Annotated in this window: 19 protein-coding genes; 15 read left to right on the top strand and 4 right to left on the bottom strand. The window is 45.6% G+C overall.

Going from position 1 to position 20665, the window contains the following annotated elements; genetic code table 11:
* Nucleotides 1-62: 62 nt before the first annotated feature.
* Nucleotides 63-1763 (top strand): M20 family metallopeptidase, encoded by a 1701-nt coding sequence (locus V6D42_RS13120; protein WP_333513498.1) that lies wholly within the window; start codon nt 63-65, stop codon nt 1761-1763.
* Nucleotides 1763-3175: an amino acid permease gene (locus tag V6D42_RS13115; RefSeq protein WP_333513497.1), complete on the top strand. Its 1413-nt coding sequence runs from the start codon at nt 1763-1765 to the stop codon at nt 3173-3175. The genes V6D42_RS13120 and V6D42_RS13115 overlap by 1 nt, the downstream gene beginning before the upstream one ends.
* A 29-nt stretch (nt 3176-3204) precedes the next feature.
* On the opposite strand, the gene V6D42_RS13110 is transcribed toward V6D42_RS13115, so the two are convergent.
* The gene (locus tag V6D42_RS13110; protein ID WP_333513496.1) at nt 3205-4404 is read right to left on the bottom strand and encodes a multidrug effflux MFS transporter; all 1200 of its coding nucleotides are present in this window, start codon (nt 4402-4404) and stop codon (nt 3205-3207) included.
* Between the two features lie 219 nt (nt 4405-4623).
* Between V6D42_RS13110 and V6D42_RS13105 the strand changes: the two genes are divergently transcribed.
* The 7 genes from V6D42_RS13105 to V6D42_RS13075 all read left to right on the top strand — a co-directional run bounded on the left by V6D42_RS13105 (nt 4624) and on the right by V6D42_RS13075 (nt 11919).
* Nucleotides 4624-5862 (top strand): MFS transporter, encoded by a 1239-nt coding sequence (locus tag V6D42_RS13105; protein WP_333513495.1) that lies wholly within the window; start codon nt 4624-4626, stop codon nt 5860-5862.
* Nucleotides 5863-6012: 150 nt separating this feature from the next.
* The gene (locus tag V6D42_RS13100) at nt 6013-6627 is read left to right on the top strand and encodes a bacilysin biosynthesis protein BacA (RefSeq protein WP_044159864.1); all 615 of its coding nucleotides are present in this window, start codon (nt 6013-6015) and stop codon (nt 6625-6627) included.
* Nucleotides 6617-7327: a cupin domain-containing protein gene (locus V6D42_RS13095; RefSeq protein WP_333513494.1), complete on the top strand. Its 711-nt coding sequence runs from the start codon at nt 6617-6619 to the stop codon at nt 7325-7327. Before V6D42_RS13100 ends, V6D42_RS13095 begins: the two co-directional genes overlap by 11 nt.
* A complete protein-coding gene (gene bacC, locus V6D42_RS13090) occupies nt 7327-8088 on the top strand; it encodes a dihydroanticapsin 7-dehydrogenase (RefSeq protein WP_333513493.1) in 762 nt (253 codons plus the stop codon). Before V6D42_RS13095 ends, bacC begins: the two co-directional genes overlap by 1 nt.
* A gap of 22 nt (nt 8089-8110) precedes the next feature.
* The gene (locus tag V6D42_RS13085) at nt 8111-9529 is read left to right on the top strand and encodes an ATP-grasp domain-containing protein (RefSeq protein WP_333513492.1); all 1419 of its coding nucleotides are present in this window, start codon (nt 8111-8113) and stop codon (nt 9527-9529) included.
* On the top strand, nt 9526-10707 hold the full coding sequence (locus tag V6D42_RS13080; RefSeq protein WP_333513491.1) for an MFS transporter: 1182 nt from the start codon (nt 9526-9528) through the stop codon (nt 10705-10707). Before V6D42_RS13085 ends, V6D42_RS13080 begins: the two co-directional genes overlap by 4 nt.
* Before the next feature lie 12 nt (nt 10708-10719).
* The gene (locus V6D42_RS13075; RefSeq protein WP_333513490.1) at nt 10720-11919 is read left to right on the top strand and encodes a pyridoxal phosphate-dependent aminotransferase; all 1200 of its coding nucleotides are present in this window, start codon (nt 10720-10722) and stop codon (nt 11917-11919) included.
* A gap of 14 nt (nt 11920-11933) precedes the next feature.
* Here the strand turns inward: V6D42_RS13075 and bacG are convergent, their stop codons facing one another.
* Together bacG and hemQ are read right to left on the bottom strand one after the other, a co-directional pair.
* Nucleotides 11934-12713, bottom strand: coding sequence for an NADPH-dependent reductase BacG (bacG, locus tag V6D42_RS13070; protein ID WP_333513489.1), 780 nt, complete (start codon nt 12711-12713; stop codon nt 11934-11936).
* A gap of 130 nt (nt 12714-12843) precedes the next feature.
* The gene (gene hemQ / locus V6D42_RS13065; protein WP_333513488.1) at nt 12844-13608 is read right to left on the bottom strand and encodes a hydrogen peroxide-dependent heme synthase; all 765 of its coding nucleotides are present in this window, start codon (nt 13606-13608) and stop codon (nt 12844-12846) included.
* A 269-nt stretch (nt 13609-13877) separates the two neighbouring features.
* Here hemQ and pta point away from each other — a divergent pair, with 269 nt between their 5' ends.
* From pta to V6D42_RS13045, 4 genes are all read left to right on the top strand, one after another.
* The gene (gene pta / locus V6D42_RS13060; protein WP_010332307.1) at nt 13878-14849 is read left to right on the top strand and encodes a phosphate acetyltransferase; all 972 of its coding nucleotides are present in this window, start codon (nt 13878-13880) and stop codon (nt 14847-14849) included.
* A 129-nt stretch (nt 14850-14978) separates the two neighbouring features.
* Nucleotides 14979-15878: a cysJI operon transcriptional regulator CysL gene (cysL, locus tag V6D42_RS13055; RefSeq protein ID WP_168749018.1), complete on the top strand. Its 900-nt coding sequence runs from the start codon at nt 14979-14981 to the stop codon at nt 15876-15878.
* A 47-nt stretch (nt 15879-15925) separates the two neighbouring features.
* Entirely contained in the window at nt 15926-16771 is an 846-nt protein-coding gene (locus V6D42_RS13050) for a lipoate--protein ligase family protein (RefSeq protein ID WP_333513487.1), read from the top strand.
* Nucleotides 16772-16922: 151 nt separating this feature from the next.
* Nucleotides 16923-17813, top strand: coding sequence for a carboxylate/amino acid/amine transporter (locus tag V6D42_RS13045; protein WP_326191478.1), 891 nt, complete (start codon nt 16923-16925; stop codon nt 17811-17813).
* A 140-nt stretch (nt 17814-17953) separates the two neighbouring features.
* Here V6D42_RS13045 and V6D42_RS13040 read toward each other — a convergent pair whose 3' ends face one another.
* Nucleotides 17954-18730 (bottom strand): RsfA family transcriptional regulator, encoded by a 777-nt coding sequence (locus tag V6D42_RS13040; RefSeq protein WP_333513486.1) that lies wholly within the window; start codon nt 18728-18730, stop codon nt 17954-17956.
* Between the two features lie 214 nt (nt 18731-18944).
* Here V6D42_RS13040 and V6D42_RS13035 point away from each other — a divergent pair, with 214 nt between their 5' ends.
* Both V6D42_RS13035 and V6D42_RS13030 read left to right on the top strand, forming a co-directional pair.
* Nucleotides 18945-19169 (top strand): DUF1450 domain-containing protein, encoded by a 225-nt coding sequence (locus tag V6D42_RS13035; RefSeq protein ID WP_010332302.1) that lies wholly within the window; start codon nt 18945-18947, stop codon nt 19167-19169.
* A 160-nt stretch (nt 19170-19329) separates the two neighbouring features.
* Complete coding sequence (locus V6D42_RS13030; RefSeq protein WP_333513485.1) at nt 19330-20631, top strand: HD domain-containing protein; 1302 nt, start codon at nt 19330-19332, stop codon at nt 20629-20631.
* The last annotated feature ends 34 nt before the right edge of the window (nt 20632-20665 follow it).

Raw genomic sequence — 20665 nt, 5'->3', positions numbered from 1 at the left:
CGGAAATAGTGCGATTGTGTTTAGATCGCACTATTTACATTTTGGGATGAGGGGGATGATGTATGCTCTATACAAAAATCAGTCACATGCTGCCGGCAGAACGGATTGAGGCACTGACAAAGTCTCTGGTCAGTCTCAGCAGTGTGAATGGCACCATCGGGGAAGGGACGAAAGCTGATTTTATCAAAGAAGTCATCATGAGCTATCCTTATTTTCAGAAACATCCTTGCCATGTATGGGAGCAGGCTATTCCTAACGACCCGTACAACCGGAAAAATATGTTTGCGTTTGTGAAAGGCAGTGGGGAAAGCCGGAATACCGTCATTTATCACGCCCACTTGGATACAGTGGGAATTGAAGATTTTGGACCGCTAAAGGATATCGCTTTTGATTCTGAGAAATTAGCTGAGTATTTCTCCAGCTATGACTTTGATGAAGACGTTCAGCGGGACGCCAAGTCAGGTGAGTGGATGTTCGGCAGAGGCTCAGTCGACATGCAAAGCGGCATCGCGGTGCATTTGTCCAATCTCCTGCACTTTTCAGAGAACCGAGAAGCATTGCCGGGAAATCTATTATTTATGGCAAATCCGGATGAAGAAAGTCAGCATGCTGGTATTCTCGCCAGTATTTCTGAGCTGAACCGATTAAAAAAGGAGAAACAGATTCAGTATCTGGCTGCTATTAATACCGATTTCATTACGCCGCTATACGATGGTGATTCAACAAGATATATTTACACCGGAACCGCGGGAAAGCTGCTGCCTTGCTTTTATATATCAGGCCGGGAAGTGCATGTCGGAGATACGCTTGCTGGCATCGATCCAAATCTCATTTCTTCTGAAATCACAAGACGCATCCACAACAATATTCATTTAGCAGAAAAGATTGAAGGCGAATTGGTTCTGCCCCCATCCTGCTTGTACCAGCGTGATAACAAGGAATCCTATAACGTCCAAACCGCCGTCAGCAGCTATTTGTATTTCAATTATTTTATTTATGAAAAAACAGCAAAGGAAGTTATGGACCAGCTTACCCAAGTCGCTGAGGAGGCGTGCCGGATCACAAAACAAAAATTATCTGATTATTATGAAGAATATCTAAAGCGAACAAATCTTCCAAAGAGACATTTGTCTTGGGATATTCAAGTCTTCAGTCTGGACCAGTACATGGAAAAGCTAAGAAGCCGCGGTATCGATCCTGAGCAGTGTATAGAGCAAGCATTCAAAGCCAATGAGCACCTTGAACTGCGCATGAGATGTTTTAATGCAATTGAAGAACTCCAAAAGCTTGATCCCGATCAGGGCGCAAAAGTCATTCTGTTTTATGCTCCTCCTTATTTACCGCATAACTATTTAAAAGAAGAAAGCACAAGAGACCAGCTATTGCAGCATGTGATCAAAGAAGCGGTGGACAAAACAGCCAAAACGACAGGTGAAACATTTGTTTTCAAAAAGTTTTTCCCTTACTTGGCAGACGGCAGCTTTTTGTCGCTGCACGAAACCGATGACGAAATTGATTCCTTTATCAGAAACTTCCCGGGGTGGAAGATGATTGGAACCATTCCGTTCAAAGACATACGGAAACTGAACATTCCTTCCATTAACATGGGGGTATACGGCAAAGACGGACATAAATGGACTGAAAGAGTATACAAGCCGTACACATTTCATATATTGCCTGATCTGATACAGCAGACCACTGTTCACCTTTTGCAAAGCTATCGGATGAATATCAGCACAAAAGAGCCGAAGGGAGAAGGATGATGCAGGATCATAAAAATGAATTGCAGCGCAGTATGAAAAGCCGGCATTTGTTTATGATTGCCTTGGGCGGCGTCATCGGCACCGGTCTGTTTTTAGGTTCAGGCTTTACGATCAGCCAGGCGGGGCCGCTCGGAGCCATTGTTGCCTATATGATTGGCGGATTTTTAATGTATCTAGTCATGCTTTGTTTAGGGGAGCTGGCTGTTGCCATGCCGGTCTCCGGATCGTTTCAAGCTTATGCTGCAAAGTTTTTGGGACCGTCGACAGGTTTTATGATCGGCTGGCTGTATTGGTTCAGCTGGGCGAATACAGTCGGCTTGGAGCTAACGTCAGCGGGCATTTTGATGCAAAGATGGCTGCCCTCCGTGCCAATCTGGATATGGTGCCTCGTTTTCGGTATCATCATCTTTTTAATTAATGTGCTGTCAGTCAGAAGCTTTGCGGAAATGGAATTTTGGTTTTCGAGCATCAAAGTGACAGCGATCATAGTATTTATCGTGATCGGCGGGTGCGCTGTGTTTGGCTTGATTGATTTTAAAGGCGGTCAGGAAACGCCTTTTCTATCTCATTTCATGACCGATAAAGGACTGTTTCCAAATGGTGTGCTGGCTGTTATGTTTACACTGGTTATGGTCAATTTCTCATTTCAGGGGACGGAGCTGGTCGGAATTGCGGCAGGGGAGAGTGAAAGTCCGGAAAAGACACTGCCGAAGTCCATTCGAAATGTCATCTGGCGAACGCTGTTTTTCTTTGTGCTGGCCATGTTCGTCTTGGTCGCCATTCTTCCGTACGAAACAGCGGGGGTGATAGAAAGTCCGTTTGTAGCGGTGCTTGATCAAATCGGCATCCCGTTTGCGGCTGATATGATGAACTTTGTCATATTAACGGCGATTTTATCTGTTGCCAATTCTGGTTTATATGCAGCCTCGCGCATGATGTGGTCGCTTTCAACAAACAAAATGGGCCCGGCCCTTTTAACCAGACTGACCAAAAAAGGGGTGCCGATCAATGCCCTGCTGATTACGATTGGGATTTCCGGCTGTTCGCTGCTGACTAGCGTCATGGCTGCAGAAACCGTGTATTTATGGTGTATATCAATCTCAGGCATGGTGACAGTTGTCGCGTGGATGTCCATTTGCGCCTCGCAATTTTTCTTTCGCAGGCGGTTCCTCGCTGAAGGCAGGAACGTGAACGACCTGGAATTCAGAACTCCTCTTTATCCGTTGGTGCCGATTCTTGGGTTTGTATTATACGGATGCATATTGATAAGCCTTATTTTCATCCCAGATCAAAGAATCGGCTTGTACTGCGGTGTACCACTCATTATTTTCTGCTATGCGTACTATCACCTGAGCATCAAGAAACGCTTACAAAAAGAACCGCTGAAAAAAGAGCAAACAGAAGCGCAATAGAAAAGCTCTCCGGGAGGCCGGAGAGCTTTTTATGCGTTACGTCTGACAAGAAACACATAGGACAATATCGCGAGCACATCAAAACCAAATATACTCAACGCCATCGGCCACGCGCTTTCTTCCCCGGCAACACCGACGAGCGGAGCGGCAATGGCCCCTCCGATAAAGGGCAGAAGCCCAAGGAGCGCCGCGGCGCTGCCCGCCCCTTTTTCCTGCTTTTGCATCGCCAGCGTAAAACCTGTCGTTGTGACGATACCGACACTGGAGACGATAATAAATAAAGATGCGCAGACAGCGAACAGCCCGAGGTCAAAAGTGAGCGACAAAAGAAGTGCGGCGCTTCCGATGATGGAGATCAATAGACCAGAGATGAACAACTTGCGCTCATCAACATTTTTGGCCAGCCGCCCTGTCATCTGTGTAGCCGCAATAATGCCCGCGCCATTGATGGCAAACAGCATGCTGAACATCTGGGCCGACACACCGTATATGTTTTGCAGGACAAATGGCGAACCGGAAATATAAGCAAACATGCCGGTCATGATAAAGGCCTGGCTGAAAGCAAAACCCATAAACGCCCGGTCGACAATCAAGTGCCGAAATGTGGTCAGCGTCTCCCGGAGTCCGCCCTTCGTCCGTTTTTCAGGAGGCAGTGATTCAGGCAATGCGGTAAGAACCGCGACAAAAATAAGACACCCGATCCCGGCCAGCACGATAAACACGGTTGACCAGTCAGTAAATTGAAGGATGAATCCTCCCGTAATTGGGGCTAAAATTGGCGCCGCTCCGTTTACGAGCATTAGCAATGAGAAAAAAGCGGTCAGGTCTTTGCCTGAGTACATATCGCGGGCAGTGGCGCGGGCGATGACAATCCCCGCCGCTCCGGTAAAGCCCTGGATAAACCTCATGATAATTAAAAACGCGACAGAAGGGCTGAACGCGCATAATAAGGAAGAGAGTGTATAAAGCACCATTGATATGATCAGCGGTTTCCGGCGCCCTTTCATATCACTGAGCGGTCCGACGATAATCTGTCCGAGCGCAAGCCCGAGCAGGCAGAACGTTAAGCTCAGCTGTGCGAGTGACGCGGTCGTATGCAGGTCGGCAGCGACTTGGGGAAGAGCAGGCAGATACATATCAAGCGACAGCGGCCCGAATGACGCCAGCGTGCCGAGAATGAATACCATGCCGAGCCTGAAACGCGCGACTGTTGAATAACCTTGATTCATCACATGACCCACCTTAACAAATGATCCTATTACTATAGCATATCCCAGGATATGTTTTTATTTTATTTTAAAATTGAAACGATAAATCTCTTGTTTATATTCGAATGTAAATAATAAAAAGAAATTCATTTTCGTTCGAATTGTAAATTGTAAATAAAGGATGCTAAACTATAATTCAACTTTATGTTTCAAAGATTTCGGAAGAGGTGTTAAGGGAGAATGAAGAGTAAACAAAACAATCACAGCAAATCAAAACATCATTTTCCGCTATTTCTTGCGTTGGCTTTAACAATGGGCGTATTTGCGGCTGGATCTGAAGAGCTTGTCATTTCACCGCTGCTGCCTGATTTAGCAGATGCCTTCAACTCAGATGTCAGCGTGCTTGCGCTATCTATCAGTATATATGGGATTATGATTTTTATCGGTGCCCCGTTGCTGGTTCCTTTAGGGGATAAATACTCTAGAGAACTGAGTTTAATGTTGGGACTTGTGATCTTTATTATAGGAACCGTGATATGCGCTTTGGCGCAAAATATCTTTTTCTTCTTTTTAGGCCGGGCGCTTTCAGGATTGGCAGCAGGTGCATTTGTCCCCACCGCTTACGCAGTTGTCGGGGATCGTGTCCCGTATACATATCGAGGCAAGGTGATGGGACTGATCGTATCAAGCTGGTCGCTCGCACTGATTTTCGGTGTGCCGATCGGATCATTTATAGGCGGCGTCTTACATTGGAGATGGACATTCTGGATTTTCGCCTTGATGGGTGCGCTTGTTGTTTTGCTCATCCTATTTGAAATGCGCCGCGATAACGATAATAAAAACAGCAGCCTGGAGGAAAAAGAGGAGCCGGCGGGGACATTTCGAGACGCGCTTAAAGTGCCGCGTGTTCCCGTTTATATCATAATCACCCTTTGCAATATGATGGGCTTTTACGGTATGTATTCGTTTTTAGGCTCTTACCTTCAGGACGTTTTTGCTGGAGGCAATACGGCTGCCGGCTTATTTATCATGATTTATGGCATCGGGTTTTCCATGAGCGTCTTTACAGGTAAGATTGCCGACCGTATTGGAAAAATGCGCTCTCTGATCATTGCGCTGGCGGTCATCAGCGTTCTGCTGGCTTGTATCGCGTATGCGCCTGCATCAATGCCTCTGCTAATTATCAGTCTATTCATCTGGGGATTAATGCAGAGCTTGACGGTGACGCTGCTCAGCACCATTTTGAGTGATTGCTCAGAGCGTCATCGCGGGAAAATTATGGCGTTTTATAGTCTCGCCTCAAATTTGGCTGTGACATTAGGTTCTGCTTTGATGGGACCTGTATATGTGGGATACGGGTATGCAGCTGTCGGATTGATTTGTGCCACCATCACAGTGCTCGGTTTTGTGCTCAGTGTATTCGCATATAAAAAGTACGGCAAGCATGAGCAGAAAGCAGATCATTCCTTATCCCAATAAACAAAGTTTCTAAATTCCTATAACAAAAAACCCTGTCGTAAGGGTTTTTTTGTTTGTATGGGAATAATTATCAGTATTTTCAAAAAATGTTGACAGTTCGATTGTCGCTGGATAAAATTTACTTAAAATTTAAAAGATTGGTTGGTGCTCATGATTATATTGGATAATAGCATTCAGACAAAAAACAAAGCTTATTCAATATCAAAACTGATTACAGTCAACACGCTCGGCCCAGAAGGGACAAGCAGTGAGTACGCAGCAAAACATTTCATCTCCAATTTTACTCTTCTCCAGGGGCTAAACAGTAAATTATCTTTGCATGATACATTTGAATCATGCATCGAAAGGACTCTTCAAAGCCCGCTGGAATACACCATCGTTCCACATGCTTACGACGGCATTAAGCATTTCTACATGAGGCCGGATTTGCAGCTTTTGCAAATCTTCAGGTGCGATACACCGATGTACGGCCTGGCAGTCCGTCCTGATTTCACATTCAGCGACGACATGCTTGACACATCTGTTATTGTTTCACATCCATCACCTATCAATTTAATAAAATATTTTACCCGCAAAGACGTCAGGTTCGAGCTGGTTAACTCAACCAGCGCCGCAGCAAAAAAAGTAAAAGAAGGTCTTTCTGACATCGCTTTAACCAATGAACTGGCAAGGCAAAAATACGGGCTTAAATTTGTTAAGACATTTAAAAGCATTCCTATGAGCTGGTCATTATTCGGAAAAGGAGACGTTGATTATGAAAACTGAACAAAATTTGAAGGAGATTTATTTCCCGACACCAAAATTAATAGAGTGGGAGAATGGAGTGAGACAGTATTCCACCGTCCGCGGCGATACTGAAGTGCTAATGTCTTACGTTCCGCCGCATACGAACGTTGAACCGCATCAGCATCAGGAAGTCCAGATCGGCATGGTCGTTTCAGGCGAGCTGTCCATGACTGTCGGAGACGTCACAAAAAAAATGACAGCCTTGGAATCGGCATATATCGCGCCGCCGCATGTGCCCCACGGAGCGAGAAATGAAACAGACCAAGAAGTCATTGCCATTGATATTAAACGGTATAAAGCTGATGAAACCTATACAAGTCCTGAAGACTACTTTTTGAATATTTTCAAAACGAGAGATTTATTGCCTGGCATGGAAGTCACGTTTTTTGTTGAGGATTGGGTAGAAATTATGCTGGCCAAGATTCCTGGGAACGGCGGCGAAATGCCTTTCCATAAACATCGCAATGAACAAATCGGCATCTGCATCGGCGGCGGATATGATATGACCGTTGAAGGCTGCACAGTGGATATGACATTCGGAACCTCCTATTTCTGTGAACCTCGTGAAGACCACGGTGCCATCAACCGTTTTGAAAAAGAATCTCAATCCATTAACATCTTCTTTCCGCCGCGCTACAACAGAGCAAAAACGAAAAAGATAAAGGCGGAAGAATCATAATGAACCTCATCGATAAGACCGTCCTCATAACAGGAGGCGCATCAGGCATCGGCTATGCCGCAGTTCAAGCTTTTTTGAAACAACAGGCAAATGTGGTTGTGGCGGATATTGATGCAGCACAGGGAGAAGTAATGGTCCGGCAAGAAAATCATGACCAGCTGCACTTTGTGCAAACAGACATCACAGACGAAGCTGCCTGCCAGCACGCTGTTCAATCGGCAATCGATACATTCGGAGGATTAGACATTTTAATTAATAATGCGGGGATCGAGATCGTCGCGCCTATTCATGAGATGGACCTGAGCGATTGGAATAAGGTGCTCCAAGTCAATCTGACGGGCATGTTTTTAATGAGCAAGCACGCACTCAAGCATATGCTGGCTGCCGGCAAGGGCAATATCATTAATACGTGCTCTGTCGGCGGAGTCGTGGCATGGCCTGATATCCCCGCATACAACGCCAGCAAAGGCGGCGTGTTGCAGCTGACAAGGTCAATGGCTGTTGATTACGCCAAACATCAAATCCGCGTTAACTGTGTATGTCCGGGAATTATCGATACGCCGTTAAATGAAAAATCCTTTATTGAAAATAATGAAGGCACACTTGAAGAAATCAAGAAAGAAAAGGCGAAGGTGAATCCGATGCTTAAACTCGGAAAACCTGAAGAAATAGCAAACGTGATGCTGTTTTTAGCCTCTGATTTATCAAGCTACATGACCGGAAGCGCCATCACCGCAGACGGAGGATATACCGCACAATAGAGAGAGAAGGAGTGTTTTACATATGGAGAGAAAAACAGTTTTGGTTATCGCTGATCTAGGAGGCTGCCCGCCGCACATGTTTTATCAAAGCGCTGCTGAAAAATATAACCTGGTCAGCTTTATTCCAAGGCCATTTGCCATTACAGCTTCCCATGCGGCGCTTATTGAAAAATACTCGGTCGCGGTCATAAAGGATAAAGATTATTTTCAGAGCATCGCAGATTTTGAGCATCCCGATTCCATTTACTGGGCGCATGAGGATCATGACAAACCCGAAGAAGAGGTAGTCGAGCACATCGTCAAGGTTGCCGAAATGTTTGGAGCGGAAGCCATCACAACAAACAATGAATTATTCATCGCTCCGATGGCGAAAGCCTGTGAACGACTCGGTTTAAGAGGAGCCGGTGTACAAGCTGCCGAAAATGCCAGAGATAAAAATAAAATGAGGGCAGCGTTTAATAAAGCCGGAGTCAAAACAATCAAAAACAAACGGGTCACAACCCTTGAAGATTTCCGCGCCGCGCTGAAAGAGATCGGTACACCGCTCATCTTAAAACCGACATATTTGGCGAGTTCAATCGGCGTGACGCTGATTACGGACACCAAAACAGCAGAAGCTGAGTTTAACCGAGTCAATGACTACCTGAAATCTATTAATGTGCCAAAGGCGGTTACGTTTGAAGCGCCGTTTATTGCGGAGGAATTTTTACAGGGAGAGTACCCGGACTGGTATCAAACCGAGGGATACTCCGACTATATCAGCATAGAAGGAATCATGGCGGACGGAGAATATGTTCCAGTTGCGATTCATGACAAAACACCGCAAATTGGATTTACGGAAACATCGCATATTACGCCGTCCATCTTGGATGATGAAGCGAAAAAGATCATTATTGAAGCGGCCAGAAAGGCAAATGAAGGGCTTGGGCTGGAAAACTGTGCGACACATACAGAAATCAAGTTAATGAAAAATAGAGAAGCCGGCTTAATAGAGTCTGCGGCCAGGTTCGCCGGATGGAATATGATTCCGAATATTAAAAAGGTCTTCGGCGTCGACATGGCGCAATTATTGTTAGATGTTCTCTGTTTCGGAAAAGACGCCGATCTTCCGGATGGATTGCTGGAACAAGAGCCTTGCTATATTGCCGACTGTCATTTGTACCCGGAGCATTTCAAACAAAACGGGCAGCTACCTGAAGCGGCGGAGGATATGATCATTGAATCCATCAGCATTCCGGACGGGCTGCTGAAGGGAGATACGGAACTTGTTTCTTTCTCGGCCGCGGCACCAGGTACGTCTGTTGATTTAAGCCTGTTTGAAGCCTTCAATTCCATTGCCGCATTTGAACTGAAAGGCAGCAATTCACAGGATATAGCCGATTCCATTAAACAAATCCAGCAGCATGCAAAGCTGACTGCGAAGTATGTGCTGCCGGTATGAAACAGTTAAAGCCAAATTCTAAATACTTGCTATACGGGCAGGCGCTTTCGTTTATGGGAGACTACTGTGTTCTCCCGGCCCTGCTCATTTTGTCTACATATTATCACGATTATTGGGTGACGTCGGGAGTCATCGCGGTCAGAAGCATTCCGATGGTGTTTCAGCCATTTTTGGGGGTGCTCGTTGACCGATTGGACAGAATTAAAATTATGCTGTGGACAGATGTCATCAGGGGCGCCATCTTTTTGGGGCTCACCTTTCTCCCAAAAGGCGAGTATCCGCTGATTTTTCTTGCTCTGCTGTTTGTCTCTTACGGGAGCGGCGTGTTTTTTAATCCGGCGCGTCTCGCGGTCATGTCTTCATTGGAATCAGACATTAAAACGATCAATACCTTATTCGCTAAAGCCACGACCATTTCTATCATTGTCGGGGCGGCCGCCGGGGGGTTATTCCTGTTAGCCGGGTCTGTAGAGATGGCTGTTGCCTTTAACGGTGTGACATATCTGGTTTCGGCATTTTTTATCAGGCGAATTAAGCTGCAATTTGTCCCGATTCAGTCTGAAAATGTAAAAGAGGCCTTTCAGTCTTTTAAAGAAGGGCTGAAGGAAATCAAAACCAATTCATTCGTGTTAAACGCCATGTTTACGATGATTACGATGGCGATGCTCTGGGGGATCGTGTACAGCTATTTTCCGATTGTCAGCCGCTTTTTGGGTGACGGGGAGATCGGCAACTTTATCCTTACCTTCTGCATCGGCTTCGGCGGTTTCATCGGTGCGGCGCTTGTCAGCAAATGGGGGTTTAACAACAATAAAGGCTTGATGTACTTTACCATTTTATCAATCGTCTCACTGGCATTGTTTTTATTCACGCCCATTTTCGCTGTATCTGTCATTGCCGCTATCCTCTTTTTCATCGCCATGGAATATGGGGAAGTGCTTGCAAAGGTTAAAGTTCAGGAAAACGCAGCGAACCAGATTCAAGGGCGTATTTTTTCGGTGGCTGAAGCGTCCATTGGCTTGTGCATTTCGGTTGGTTCCATGCTTATCAACGTGTTAGAGGCTCCTGTCATCATGGGGCTGATTGTCATCATGGTAAGCGGTTTGTTTTTGCATACGAAACTGGTGAACAAATCTTTTATGGAACGGGATAAAAAAACTGAGCAAATTCACTTATAAGGAGTCTTTCAGATGGAAATAACACCGTCCGACGTCATCAAGACACTTCCAAGGCAAGAATTTTCTCTCGTTTTTCAAAAGGTAAAAGAAATGGAAAAAACGGGGGCGCAAGTCATTAATCTCGGACAGGGGAACCCTGACCTTCCTACTCCGCCGCATATCGTGCAGGCATTGCAGGAGGCGGCTGTAAACCCTTCTTTTCACGGGTACGGGCCATTCAGAGGTTATCCCTTCCTGAAGGAAGCGATTGCCGCTTTCTATAAAAGAGAATACGGAGTGACAATCAATCCTGAAACAGAAGTGGCGCTCTTTGGCGGGGGAAAAGCAGGCTTGTATGTTTTGACACAATGCCTGCTCAATCCGGGAGATATCGCTTTGGTCCCGAACCCAGGCTATCCTGAATATCTTTCGGGTATTACAATGGCAAGAGCAGAGCTGCACGAAATGCCGCTGCACGCAGAAAACGGCTACCTGCCTGAGTTTGAGAAAATAGATCCCGCTGTGTTACAAAAAGCGAAACTGATGTTTTTGAACTATCCGAATAACCCGACGGGAGCTGTGGCGGATGCAGCTTTTTATGCAAAAGCGGCCGCATTTGCAAAAGAGCACCAGATTCATCTGATTCATGACTTTGCGTACGGCGCATTTGAGTTTGATAAAAAACCGGCCAGCTTCCTGCAGGCGGAGGATTCAAGAACTGTGGGCGCGGAGCTTTATTCATTTTCAAAAACATTTAATATGGCCGGCTGGAGAATGGCGTTTGCCGTCGGGAATGAAAAGATTATTCAAGCGGTCAATGAATTTCAGGATCACGTCTTTGTCGGCATGTTTGGCGGACTGCAGCAGGCGGCCAGTGCGGCGCTATCAGGAGATCCAGTGCAAACAGACCGCTTGAAACGCATCTATGCGGAACGGATTGACTTTTTTACGGAGCTATGTGAAAAAGAACTGGGCTGGAAGATAGAAAAACCAAGAGGAACATTTTATGTATGGGCTGAAATTCCAGAAATGTTTGAGTCTTCTCACCAATTCGCTGACCACCTGCTGGAGCAGGCCCATGTTGTCGTAACACCGGGAGAGATTTTCGGCAGCAACGGAAAACGGCATGTCAGAATATCAATGGTATCGAAGCAGGAGGATCTGCGTGAATTTGTCATGCGGATTCAAAAGCTGAACCTGCCGTTTTCCTCATTACAAGAAGTATCCCGCTAAAAAGCGGGATTTTTTTATATGCTTTTCATGCTGCCGCCGTCAGCGGAAATTTGCTGTCCTGTGATATAGGAGGCCTCCTCAGAGGCGAGAAACGCGGCGAGCGCTGCGGTTTCTTCGGCTGATCCGACCCGTTTCATCGGAATCCCGGAAGCAATCTGTTTTTCTGCTTCTTGTTTGGATATGCTGTTCTTTTTCATCACATTCTCTACAAATTGATGATAACGGTCTGTCGCGATAAAACCAGGATTCAGGCAGTTGACAGTAATGTTGTGAGGAGCAAGCTGAATGGAAATATTTTTACTGGCGTTAATTAAAGCGGCATTCATCATACTGTTCGTGAACATATTGGCGCCGGGTTCTTTCCACAGATTTCCGACAATGTTGATGATTCTGCCAAACTCGTTTTGTTTCATCAGTGAGGCGGCACGCTTGATAGCGTCAATATAGGCAACGGTTTTCTGTGTAAACGTGGCCGTCATATCCTCTATATGACAGCTATCAAATGTGTCAGGCGCGCCGCCCGGGATATTATTAATCAAAACATCAAGCCGTCCGCATTGAGATTCGATTTTTTGAAAAACGTCAGCTCTCGTTTGTTGGTCAGACATATCACCCGCAAGGACAATAACGCTCGCTTCAGGATGCTTGGCCAAAATGTCTTCTTTGACAGGTTCAATATTGTCCAAGCTTCGCGAATTAATGACGACGGAAAATTGCTGGTCTGCTAGCTTCAAAGCGATTGCTTTTCCGATCCCTTGACTGGCTCCCATAATAAATGCGGTTCGTTTTGACAAATAACTGCACCCCTTTGAAAAAATTGGATTATTATCTACATCGTAAAAAAAAACGGAGAAAATAGCAAATTTTATTTAAATTCTGATAAAGAGGAATTAAAAAACTCCCGCCGGCTGCGGCGGGAGAGTATTATACATATAGGAATTGAGGAAGTGTATCAAGCGAAAGGCGGTTGCCCACAAAGAACGAGCCAAATTCGCCGTAGCGCGCGCTGACTTCGTCAAAACGCATTTCATAAACAAGCTTCTTGAATTGAAGCACATCATCACTGAACAGCGTAACGCCCCATTCGTAATCATCAAAGCCGACTGAACCTGTGATGATCTGTTTCACTTTGCCAGCATAGCTGCGTCCAATTAAGCCGTGGCTTCTCATCAAGTTTCTTCGTTCTTCCATAGAAAGCATGTACCAGTTGTCATTGCCGGATCTTCTTTTATCCATTGGATAGAAGCATACATATTTTGATTCCGGTAGTTCGGGGTAAAGGCGCGCACGTACATGCGGATTTTCATACGGGTCGCCGTCACCGCTCGCCAAATAGTTGCTCAGTTCAACAACTGACACGTAGGAGTAAGCCGGAATGGTGAACTCAGCAAGTCTTGATTTGTTGAATTCGAGCTCAATTTCATTTAATTCTTCCATTGTAGGGCGAAGAATCATCAGCATAAAATCAGCTTTTTGGCCGACGATGCTGTAAAGGGTTTGCGAGCCTTTCCCTTCTTTTTGGGCGACTCCCCATTTTTCAAGCAATCCTGTAAATTCATGAATGATAGACTGGCGCTCATCACTGGTCAGGAGCTTCCAGGAAGTCCAGTCCATTGTGCGGAAATCATGAAGCGCATACCAGCCGTCCAGCGTTTTTGCCGCTTCATTTGTCATTTGCTGTTCACTCATTTATCTTCACTCCTATTATCTTTTCGTTAATGCCTTCACTATATCATAGTTTATCCGATTCTACTGTGGAGAAACCTTGAACATCCGATTCGTATATCTCCTCAAAAATAAGAGAACATATAAGGAAAGCATCAGTTACTTAAATTAGTTAGAAAAATAAGATTTTTTGATGAAAGCGCTATAATAAAAGTTGGCTGTTTGAATTTCACTGGAAGAAGAGTATGCTAGTAAAAGAAAGCGTTTTTGTAACTTTTTGAGGAGGTTTTATTGTGGCAGATTTATTTTCAACAGTGCAAGAAAAAGTAGCTGGAAAAGGCGTTAAAATTGTATTTCCTGAAGGCTTGGACGAACGTATTTTAGTTGCGGTCAGCAAGCTTGCAGACAATAAAGTGCTGAATCCGATTGTGATCGGCAATGAAAATGAGATCCAAGCAAAAGCAAAAGAACTGAATCTGACGCTTGACGGCGTTGATATTTATGATCCTCATACATATGAAGGCATGGAAGATCTTGTACAGGCATTCGTGGAACGCCGTAAAGGCAAAGCAACAGAAGAACAGGCTCGAAAAGCGCTCTTAGACGAGAACTACTTCGGCACAATGCTTGTGTACAAAGGCCTTGCAGCGGGTCTTGTGAGCGGAGCGGCTCATTCAACTGCCGACACTGTCCGTCCGGCTCTGCAAATCATCAAAACAAAAGAAGGCGTGAAAAAGACTTCTGGCGTCTTCATCATGGCACGCGGCGATGAGCAGTACGTATTCGCGGATTGCGCGATCAACATTGCACCAGACAGCCAAGATCTTGCGGAAATCGCGATCGAAAGCGCCAATACAGCAAAAATGTTCGACATCGATCCTCGCGTAGCAATGCTCAGCTTCTCTACAAAAGGCTCAGCAAAATCTGATGAAACAGAAAAAGTAGCGGATGCTGTGAAAATCGCGAAAGAAAAAGCGCCTGAATTAACGCTTGACGGCGAATTCCAATTTGACGCTGCATTCGTGCCATCTGTAGCTGAGAAAAAAGCGCCGGACTCCGAGATCAAAGGTGACGCGAACGTATTCGTATTCCCAAGCTTGGAAGCAGGAAACATCGGCTACAAAATTGCTCAGCGTTTAGGCAACTTTGAAGCTGTAGGACCAATCCTGCAAGGCTTAAATATGCCTGTTAACGATCTTTCAAGAGGTTGTAACGCTGAAGATGTTTACAATCTCGCATTAATTACAGCGGCACAAGCACTGTAAGTAAAGCGATAGCAGCTCTCTCGCAGAGGGCTGCTTTTTTTGCGCCTTCTTTACCAGGGCAGATGATATGAGTAAAATAAAGAAAACTGATCATCATCATAAATCTTATTCATGACAGGGGTGGGGCCTTTGTATTACGACGTGCTGAAAACCTTTATCGCGGTGGTGGAAGAAAAAAACTTCACAAAAGCAGCAGAAAAGCTGATGATTTCCCAGCCCAGCGTCAGTCTGCATATCAAAAATCTTGAAAAAGAATTTCAAACGGCTCTGCTGAATCGGTCGCCGAAGCATTTTACGACAACACCGACAGGGGACATTCTGTATCAAAGGGCAAAGCAAATGGTATTTCTCTACGAGCAGGCCAAGGCTGAAATTTACGCGCATCATCATTATGTAAAAGGTGAATTGAAAATAGCCGCCAGCTTTACAATCGGAGAGTATATTCTTCCGCCGCTCCTTGCCCAGCTGCAAAAGCTGTATCCTGAGCTGAATCTGGACGTCATGATTGGCAATACAAAAGAAGTAAGCGAACGTGTCCGAATGCTTCAGGCTGATATCGGGCTGATTGAAGGTCATACCGACGAGAATGAACTGGACATTGAACCGTTCATGGAGGATGAAATGTGCATCGCAGCACCGAACCAGCATCCGCTTGCCGGAAAAAGAGATATTTCAATCAGCGATTTGCAAAATGAAGCTTGGGTGACAAGGGAAAAAGGCTCCGGCACAAGGGAGTATCTCGATCATGTGCTGAGCTCGAACGGACTGCGGCCAAAGTCGATGTTCACCATCAGCAGCAATCAAGGTGTAAAAGAAGCGGTAATCAGCGGCATGGGTTTATCGGTCTTATCAAGAAGCGTGCTGCATAAGGATTTGATTCACCGCGACATTTCAATTCTCCACATTAAAGATTTCTCATTAAAGCGCAAGCTGTCTTATATTCATTCTCCTCTCATGGAGAATACAAAAAATAAAGAAATTTTCATTACGATGCTGAAAAGCAATTTTCAATCATCACGGCTGAAATGATATAATAGTTTTCGTTCATAAGCCTAACATGAAAGGGTTTTACATAGATGGCAAACCAACCGATTGATTTACTGATGCAGCCGACATGGAGAGTTATTGACCAATCCAGTCTCGGCCCTTTATTTGATGCGAAGCAATCCTTTGCTATGGATGATACGCTGTGCGCGTCTGTAGGAAAGGGCGTGTCGCCGGCGACAGCACGCTCTTGGGTGCACCACGACACGATTGTCCTTGGTATTCAGGATACGCGCCTCCCGTTTTTGCAGGACGGCATTGCCCTGCTGGAAAATGAGGGATACCGCGTCATCGTACGCAATTCCGGCGGTCTGGCTGTTGTTTTGGATGAAGGCGTTTTAAATATTTCTCTCATATTCGAGGACCAAAAGAAGGGCATCGATATAGACAGAGGATACGAAGCAATGGTTGAACTGATGAAACGGATGCTCAAGCCGTATGGTGCAGAGATTGAAGCCTATGAAATTGAGGGCTCCTATTGTCCAGGCAGCTATGATCTCAGCATTGACGGCAAAAAGTTCGCCGGCATTTCTCAACGACGTCTTCGCGGCGGGGCAGCCGTTCAAATTTATCTCTGTGCAGATAAAAGCGGCAGCGACAGGGCGGATCTGATCAGACGATTCTATCAAGCCGCTCTGAAGGATAAACAGAACGACAAAAAAGGCATCTACCCGGATATACATCCGGAAACCATGGCATCGTTAAGTGAGCTTCTGCATACCGATATCTCCGTACAGGATTTAATGCTCGCTTTGCTTACGGAATTAAAAGCGTTAAGCACCCACCTCTACTCAGCCGGACTGTCCATTGACGAGGAATTGGAATTTGAGAAAAACCTTGTCCGGATGACAGAACGGAATGAAAAGGTGTTTGGATAAACGTCACTTGCATGTCAGCTGATACGGCTGGCATGCTTTTTTTTTCGCTATCATCTTGTCTTTAGATAAATCTTTCTTATAAACAGAAAACAATTACTGCAAAAAAAGCGATAAAATAACAGCAGCATCTGCATACAAAGGGGAGAGGCAAATGAAAGGTAATGTTTACAGCTTGTTTGTGCTGGTCGCGGCTTTTTTCTGGGGAACAACCGGCACCGTTCAGGCGCTGGCTCCAGAAAGCGCCACTCCGCTGGCATTTGGAGCGGTCAGATTATTGATAGGAGGCAGCGCCATGCTTCTTGTGGTCTGGATCAGCCGTGAGCTTCACGTAAAAAATTGGTCATGGCCCCCCGTGATTTTAGCAGCGATTTGTATGGCCTGTTATCAGCCGCTTTTTTTCACCGCCGTAAAAGAAACAGGGATTGCGGTCGGGACAGTGATTGCCATCGGCAGTGCGCCTATTATTGCCGGGAGCTTAGAGTGGGCCGTTTTAAAAAAACGGCCGCGAAATTCCTGGTGGATTGCAACTGTATTTGCTTTGGCGGGATGCTGGCTCCTGTTTTCAGGCGGCTCCAATGTTCGTGTTGATGTGTCAGGGGTTCTCATGGCGATTGGAGCGGGTGCTTCTTTTGCGGGTTATACCTTGATCAGTAAATCAATGATGAAAACACAGCCGCCGAGAGCGACCTCAGCTGTTGTCTTCATGCTCAGCGCCATATTGCTGACGCCGCTACTGTGGCAGTCAGATCTCTCTTGGATGCTGACCCCAAAAGGATGGGGAACGAGCCTTTACATCGGGTTAATTGCGACATGCGCGGCCTACTTTTTGTTTGCAAAAGGGCTCACCGGGGTTCCGGCTTCGGCAGCAGTTACACTGTCCTTGGCTGAGCCGCTGACCGCCTCATTGCTGGGCGTGTTTTTCATAGGTGAAATGCTTTCTCTTTCCTCATGGCTCGGCATCGTGCTGATGATGTTAGGACTTCTGGTCATTTCAGGAGCGCCTCGCAAGCAAAAGACAGCTGATGCGGCTCATGTGTCTTAATAGATTAGCATAAGCTTGTGCTCATTTTACAAGACGAACGGAGCCGCCGCAAAAACAGAAAATCCTCTTTTCCAAAAGGAAAAGGGGATTTTTTTATGGCAAAATCCCAAAACATGACATCGTCTTGGGATTTTTTTAAGCTATTCCGCCATTTTTTCTAAATTTCCGTTCCGGTCCATTTTGAAGGACGGAGAGGCATGTTCGTCTTCTTCAAATAAAACTAGTTTTCTTGCTCTATTCATGATTTTTACCAAGGTTTCATAATCTTCTTGGATCGTTTTTTGATCTTTTTCAAGTTTTTGAACGTCTGCTTCCAGCTGTTCTATTTTGCTTTGTAATTCTTGATTTTCTTTCTTTAAACGCTCATTTTCCATTTTTAAAGCTGAGGATTGCTCATGATTGCCTTCGTAATTCTGCAGGAATCTGATGACATCACCCATCGTCATATCAGGCGCAGACGTTTGAGGAGACAATAAGTGTGATAGACTAGCTAACTCTTCCTTAAAGCTTTCATCCACAAAAGGCATGTGCTCGCCTGACATCAAAGCCTGCTTCTCATTTTCGGCAGTCGGGGTTTCAGGCTTTACCTGCTCCTCCTGCACTGCAGTTTCTTGAATTGTTTCATGATCAACAGCAGGAGGCTGATATAACAGTCTTTTCTTCGCAGGCTGCCCGTTTCCGAGAGCTCTCATGCGCTGTTTTCGCTGCTTTTTTGCAAGCTGAAGCGCTTTTTCATATTGATGGCGCACTACCGCGTTCCATCTGAATCCGCAGGCTGCGGACGTCCGATTTAATTTATCGCCGACCTCTTCAAAGGCATTCAGCTGAGTGCTGCCTTCTCTTACATGCCGAAGCACAGTTTCGGCTAAAAGCAAATCATTTTCTTCTGACCAAGCGTCCTGTCGCTGTTTTGTCATTTATCTCAACTCCCATTTTTCTTTTCATGATATTAGAATGTCCAGAATGGAAAATATTTATACAAGTTGGCTGAAAGAATAGGAGATACGGAGGCTGGAGCGGCTTGCAGGAACAGTCGAATCCTTGTACAATGAAGAGCGATGTGATTTTTTTGATAAAGCGATTTTAGGTTTAAAACATAGATGAACATAGAAATGAAGGGAAGCGTACGTCATGGCTAATGAATTTCGAGTGTGTGATGATTGCCAAGCCACTAATATCAAAACATTGCTGCCGCGGTTAAAAGAAGTAGACCCGGATGCAAAGGTTGAGATAGGGTGTCAATCTTATTGCGGGCCCGGACGGAAAAAATCGTTTGCTTTTGTGAACAATCGCCCGCTGTCAGCTCCGACAGAGGATGAGCTGATTGACAAAGTAAAAAAGAAATTAAAAAAGTAAAACATATTTTTTCATAGCCTCGGCCCTCTGGTCAGGCTTTTTTGCTTCACATGATGTGTTTTTCGGAAAGATGGAACAAATCGCCGGACAAATTCAAGGATGTTTTCAAAGAATAGAGTCGATATAATAGAAACACGGCTAAAAAAAAGAGGGAATGACGATGGCGTATCCAAATGGAAAATTATCAGAAGAAAAAGTGTTTAAAGATCCGGTGCACCGCTATGTTCATGTACGGGACAAGCTGATATGGGATCTGATCGGAACCCGCGAATTTCAGCGTCTCCGCAGAATCAAGCAGCTCGGCACGACGTATTTGACGTTCCATGGCGCTGAGCACAGCCGGTTCAATCATTCTCTCGGTGTCTACGAAATTGTCAGGAGAATGGTTGATGATGTCTTTAAAGGCCGTCCTGAATGGGATGACAGTGAGCGCGAACTCTGTTTGTCCGCAGCGCTGCTTCATGATCTCGGGCACGGGCCGTTCTCGCATTCATTTGAGAAAGTCTTTCATCTTGACCACGAAGATTTTACAAGAGATATCATTTTGGGAGACACAGAGGTTAACCAGGTGCTCAGAAAGGTGAGCCCGCGTTTCCCGCAGGATGTTGCTGAAGTCATTGCCAAAACATATAAAAACAAACAAGTGGTCAGCCTGATTTCGAGTCAGATTGACGCGGACCGCATGGATTATCTGCAGCGCGACGCTTACTATACAGGCGTCAGCTACGGCCATTTTGACATGGAGCGGATTCTCCGGGTAATGCGCCCGCGTGAGGATCAGATCGTCATTAAACAAAGCGGAATGCACGCTGTAGAAGACTATATCATGAGCCGCTACCAAATGTACTGGCAGGTCTATTTCCACCCTGTGACGAGAAGCGCGGAGGTTATTTTAACGAAAATTCTCCACAGAGCGAAGCAGCTCCATGATGAAGGCTATGTGTTCACTCATGCTCCGGTTCATTTCTATTCTATTTTTGAAGGGAAACTGACGCTGGAGGATTATTTGAAGCTGGATGAATCTATTATTTTGTATTACTTCCAGGCCTGGGAGGATGAAGAAGACCCGATTTTATCCGATTTGTGCCGCAGATTCATTAACCGCCAGCTGTTCCAATACGTTGAATTTAATCCGAACGAAGAGATGTCGGCCTATTTTGAGCTGACCTCATTATTCAAAGAGGCTGGAATCGATCCGAGCTATTATTTGGTCGTGGATTCTTCTTCAGATCTGCCATATGACTTTTACCGTCCAGGAGAGGAAGAGGAGCGTTTGCCGATCCACCTCTTGACGCAAAACGGTCAAATTAAAGAGCTGTCCAGACAGTCGGCTATTGTGGAATCCATCTCCGGGAAGCGGCGGACGGACCACAAGCTGTACTATCCGAAGGACCTGATTTTTGACGGCTCTGAACACCCGGAAGCGAAAATGAAAATCCGGCAGCTGCTGGGACTGACATAGAAATTGGTAAAGAAGGAAAAAGGAGATGTCGGGA

Source organism: Bacillus sp. 0909A, assembly GCF_036765115.1.
GTDB lineage: Bacteria > Bacillota > Bacilli > Bacillales > Bacillaceae > Bacillus > Bacillus mojavensis.
The sequence above is the reverse complement of the archived record's forward strand: the minus strand, read 5'-3'. Positions and strand labels throughout refer to the sequence as shown.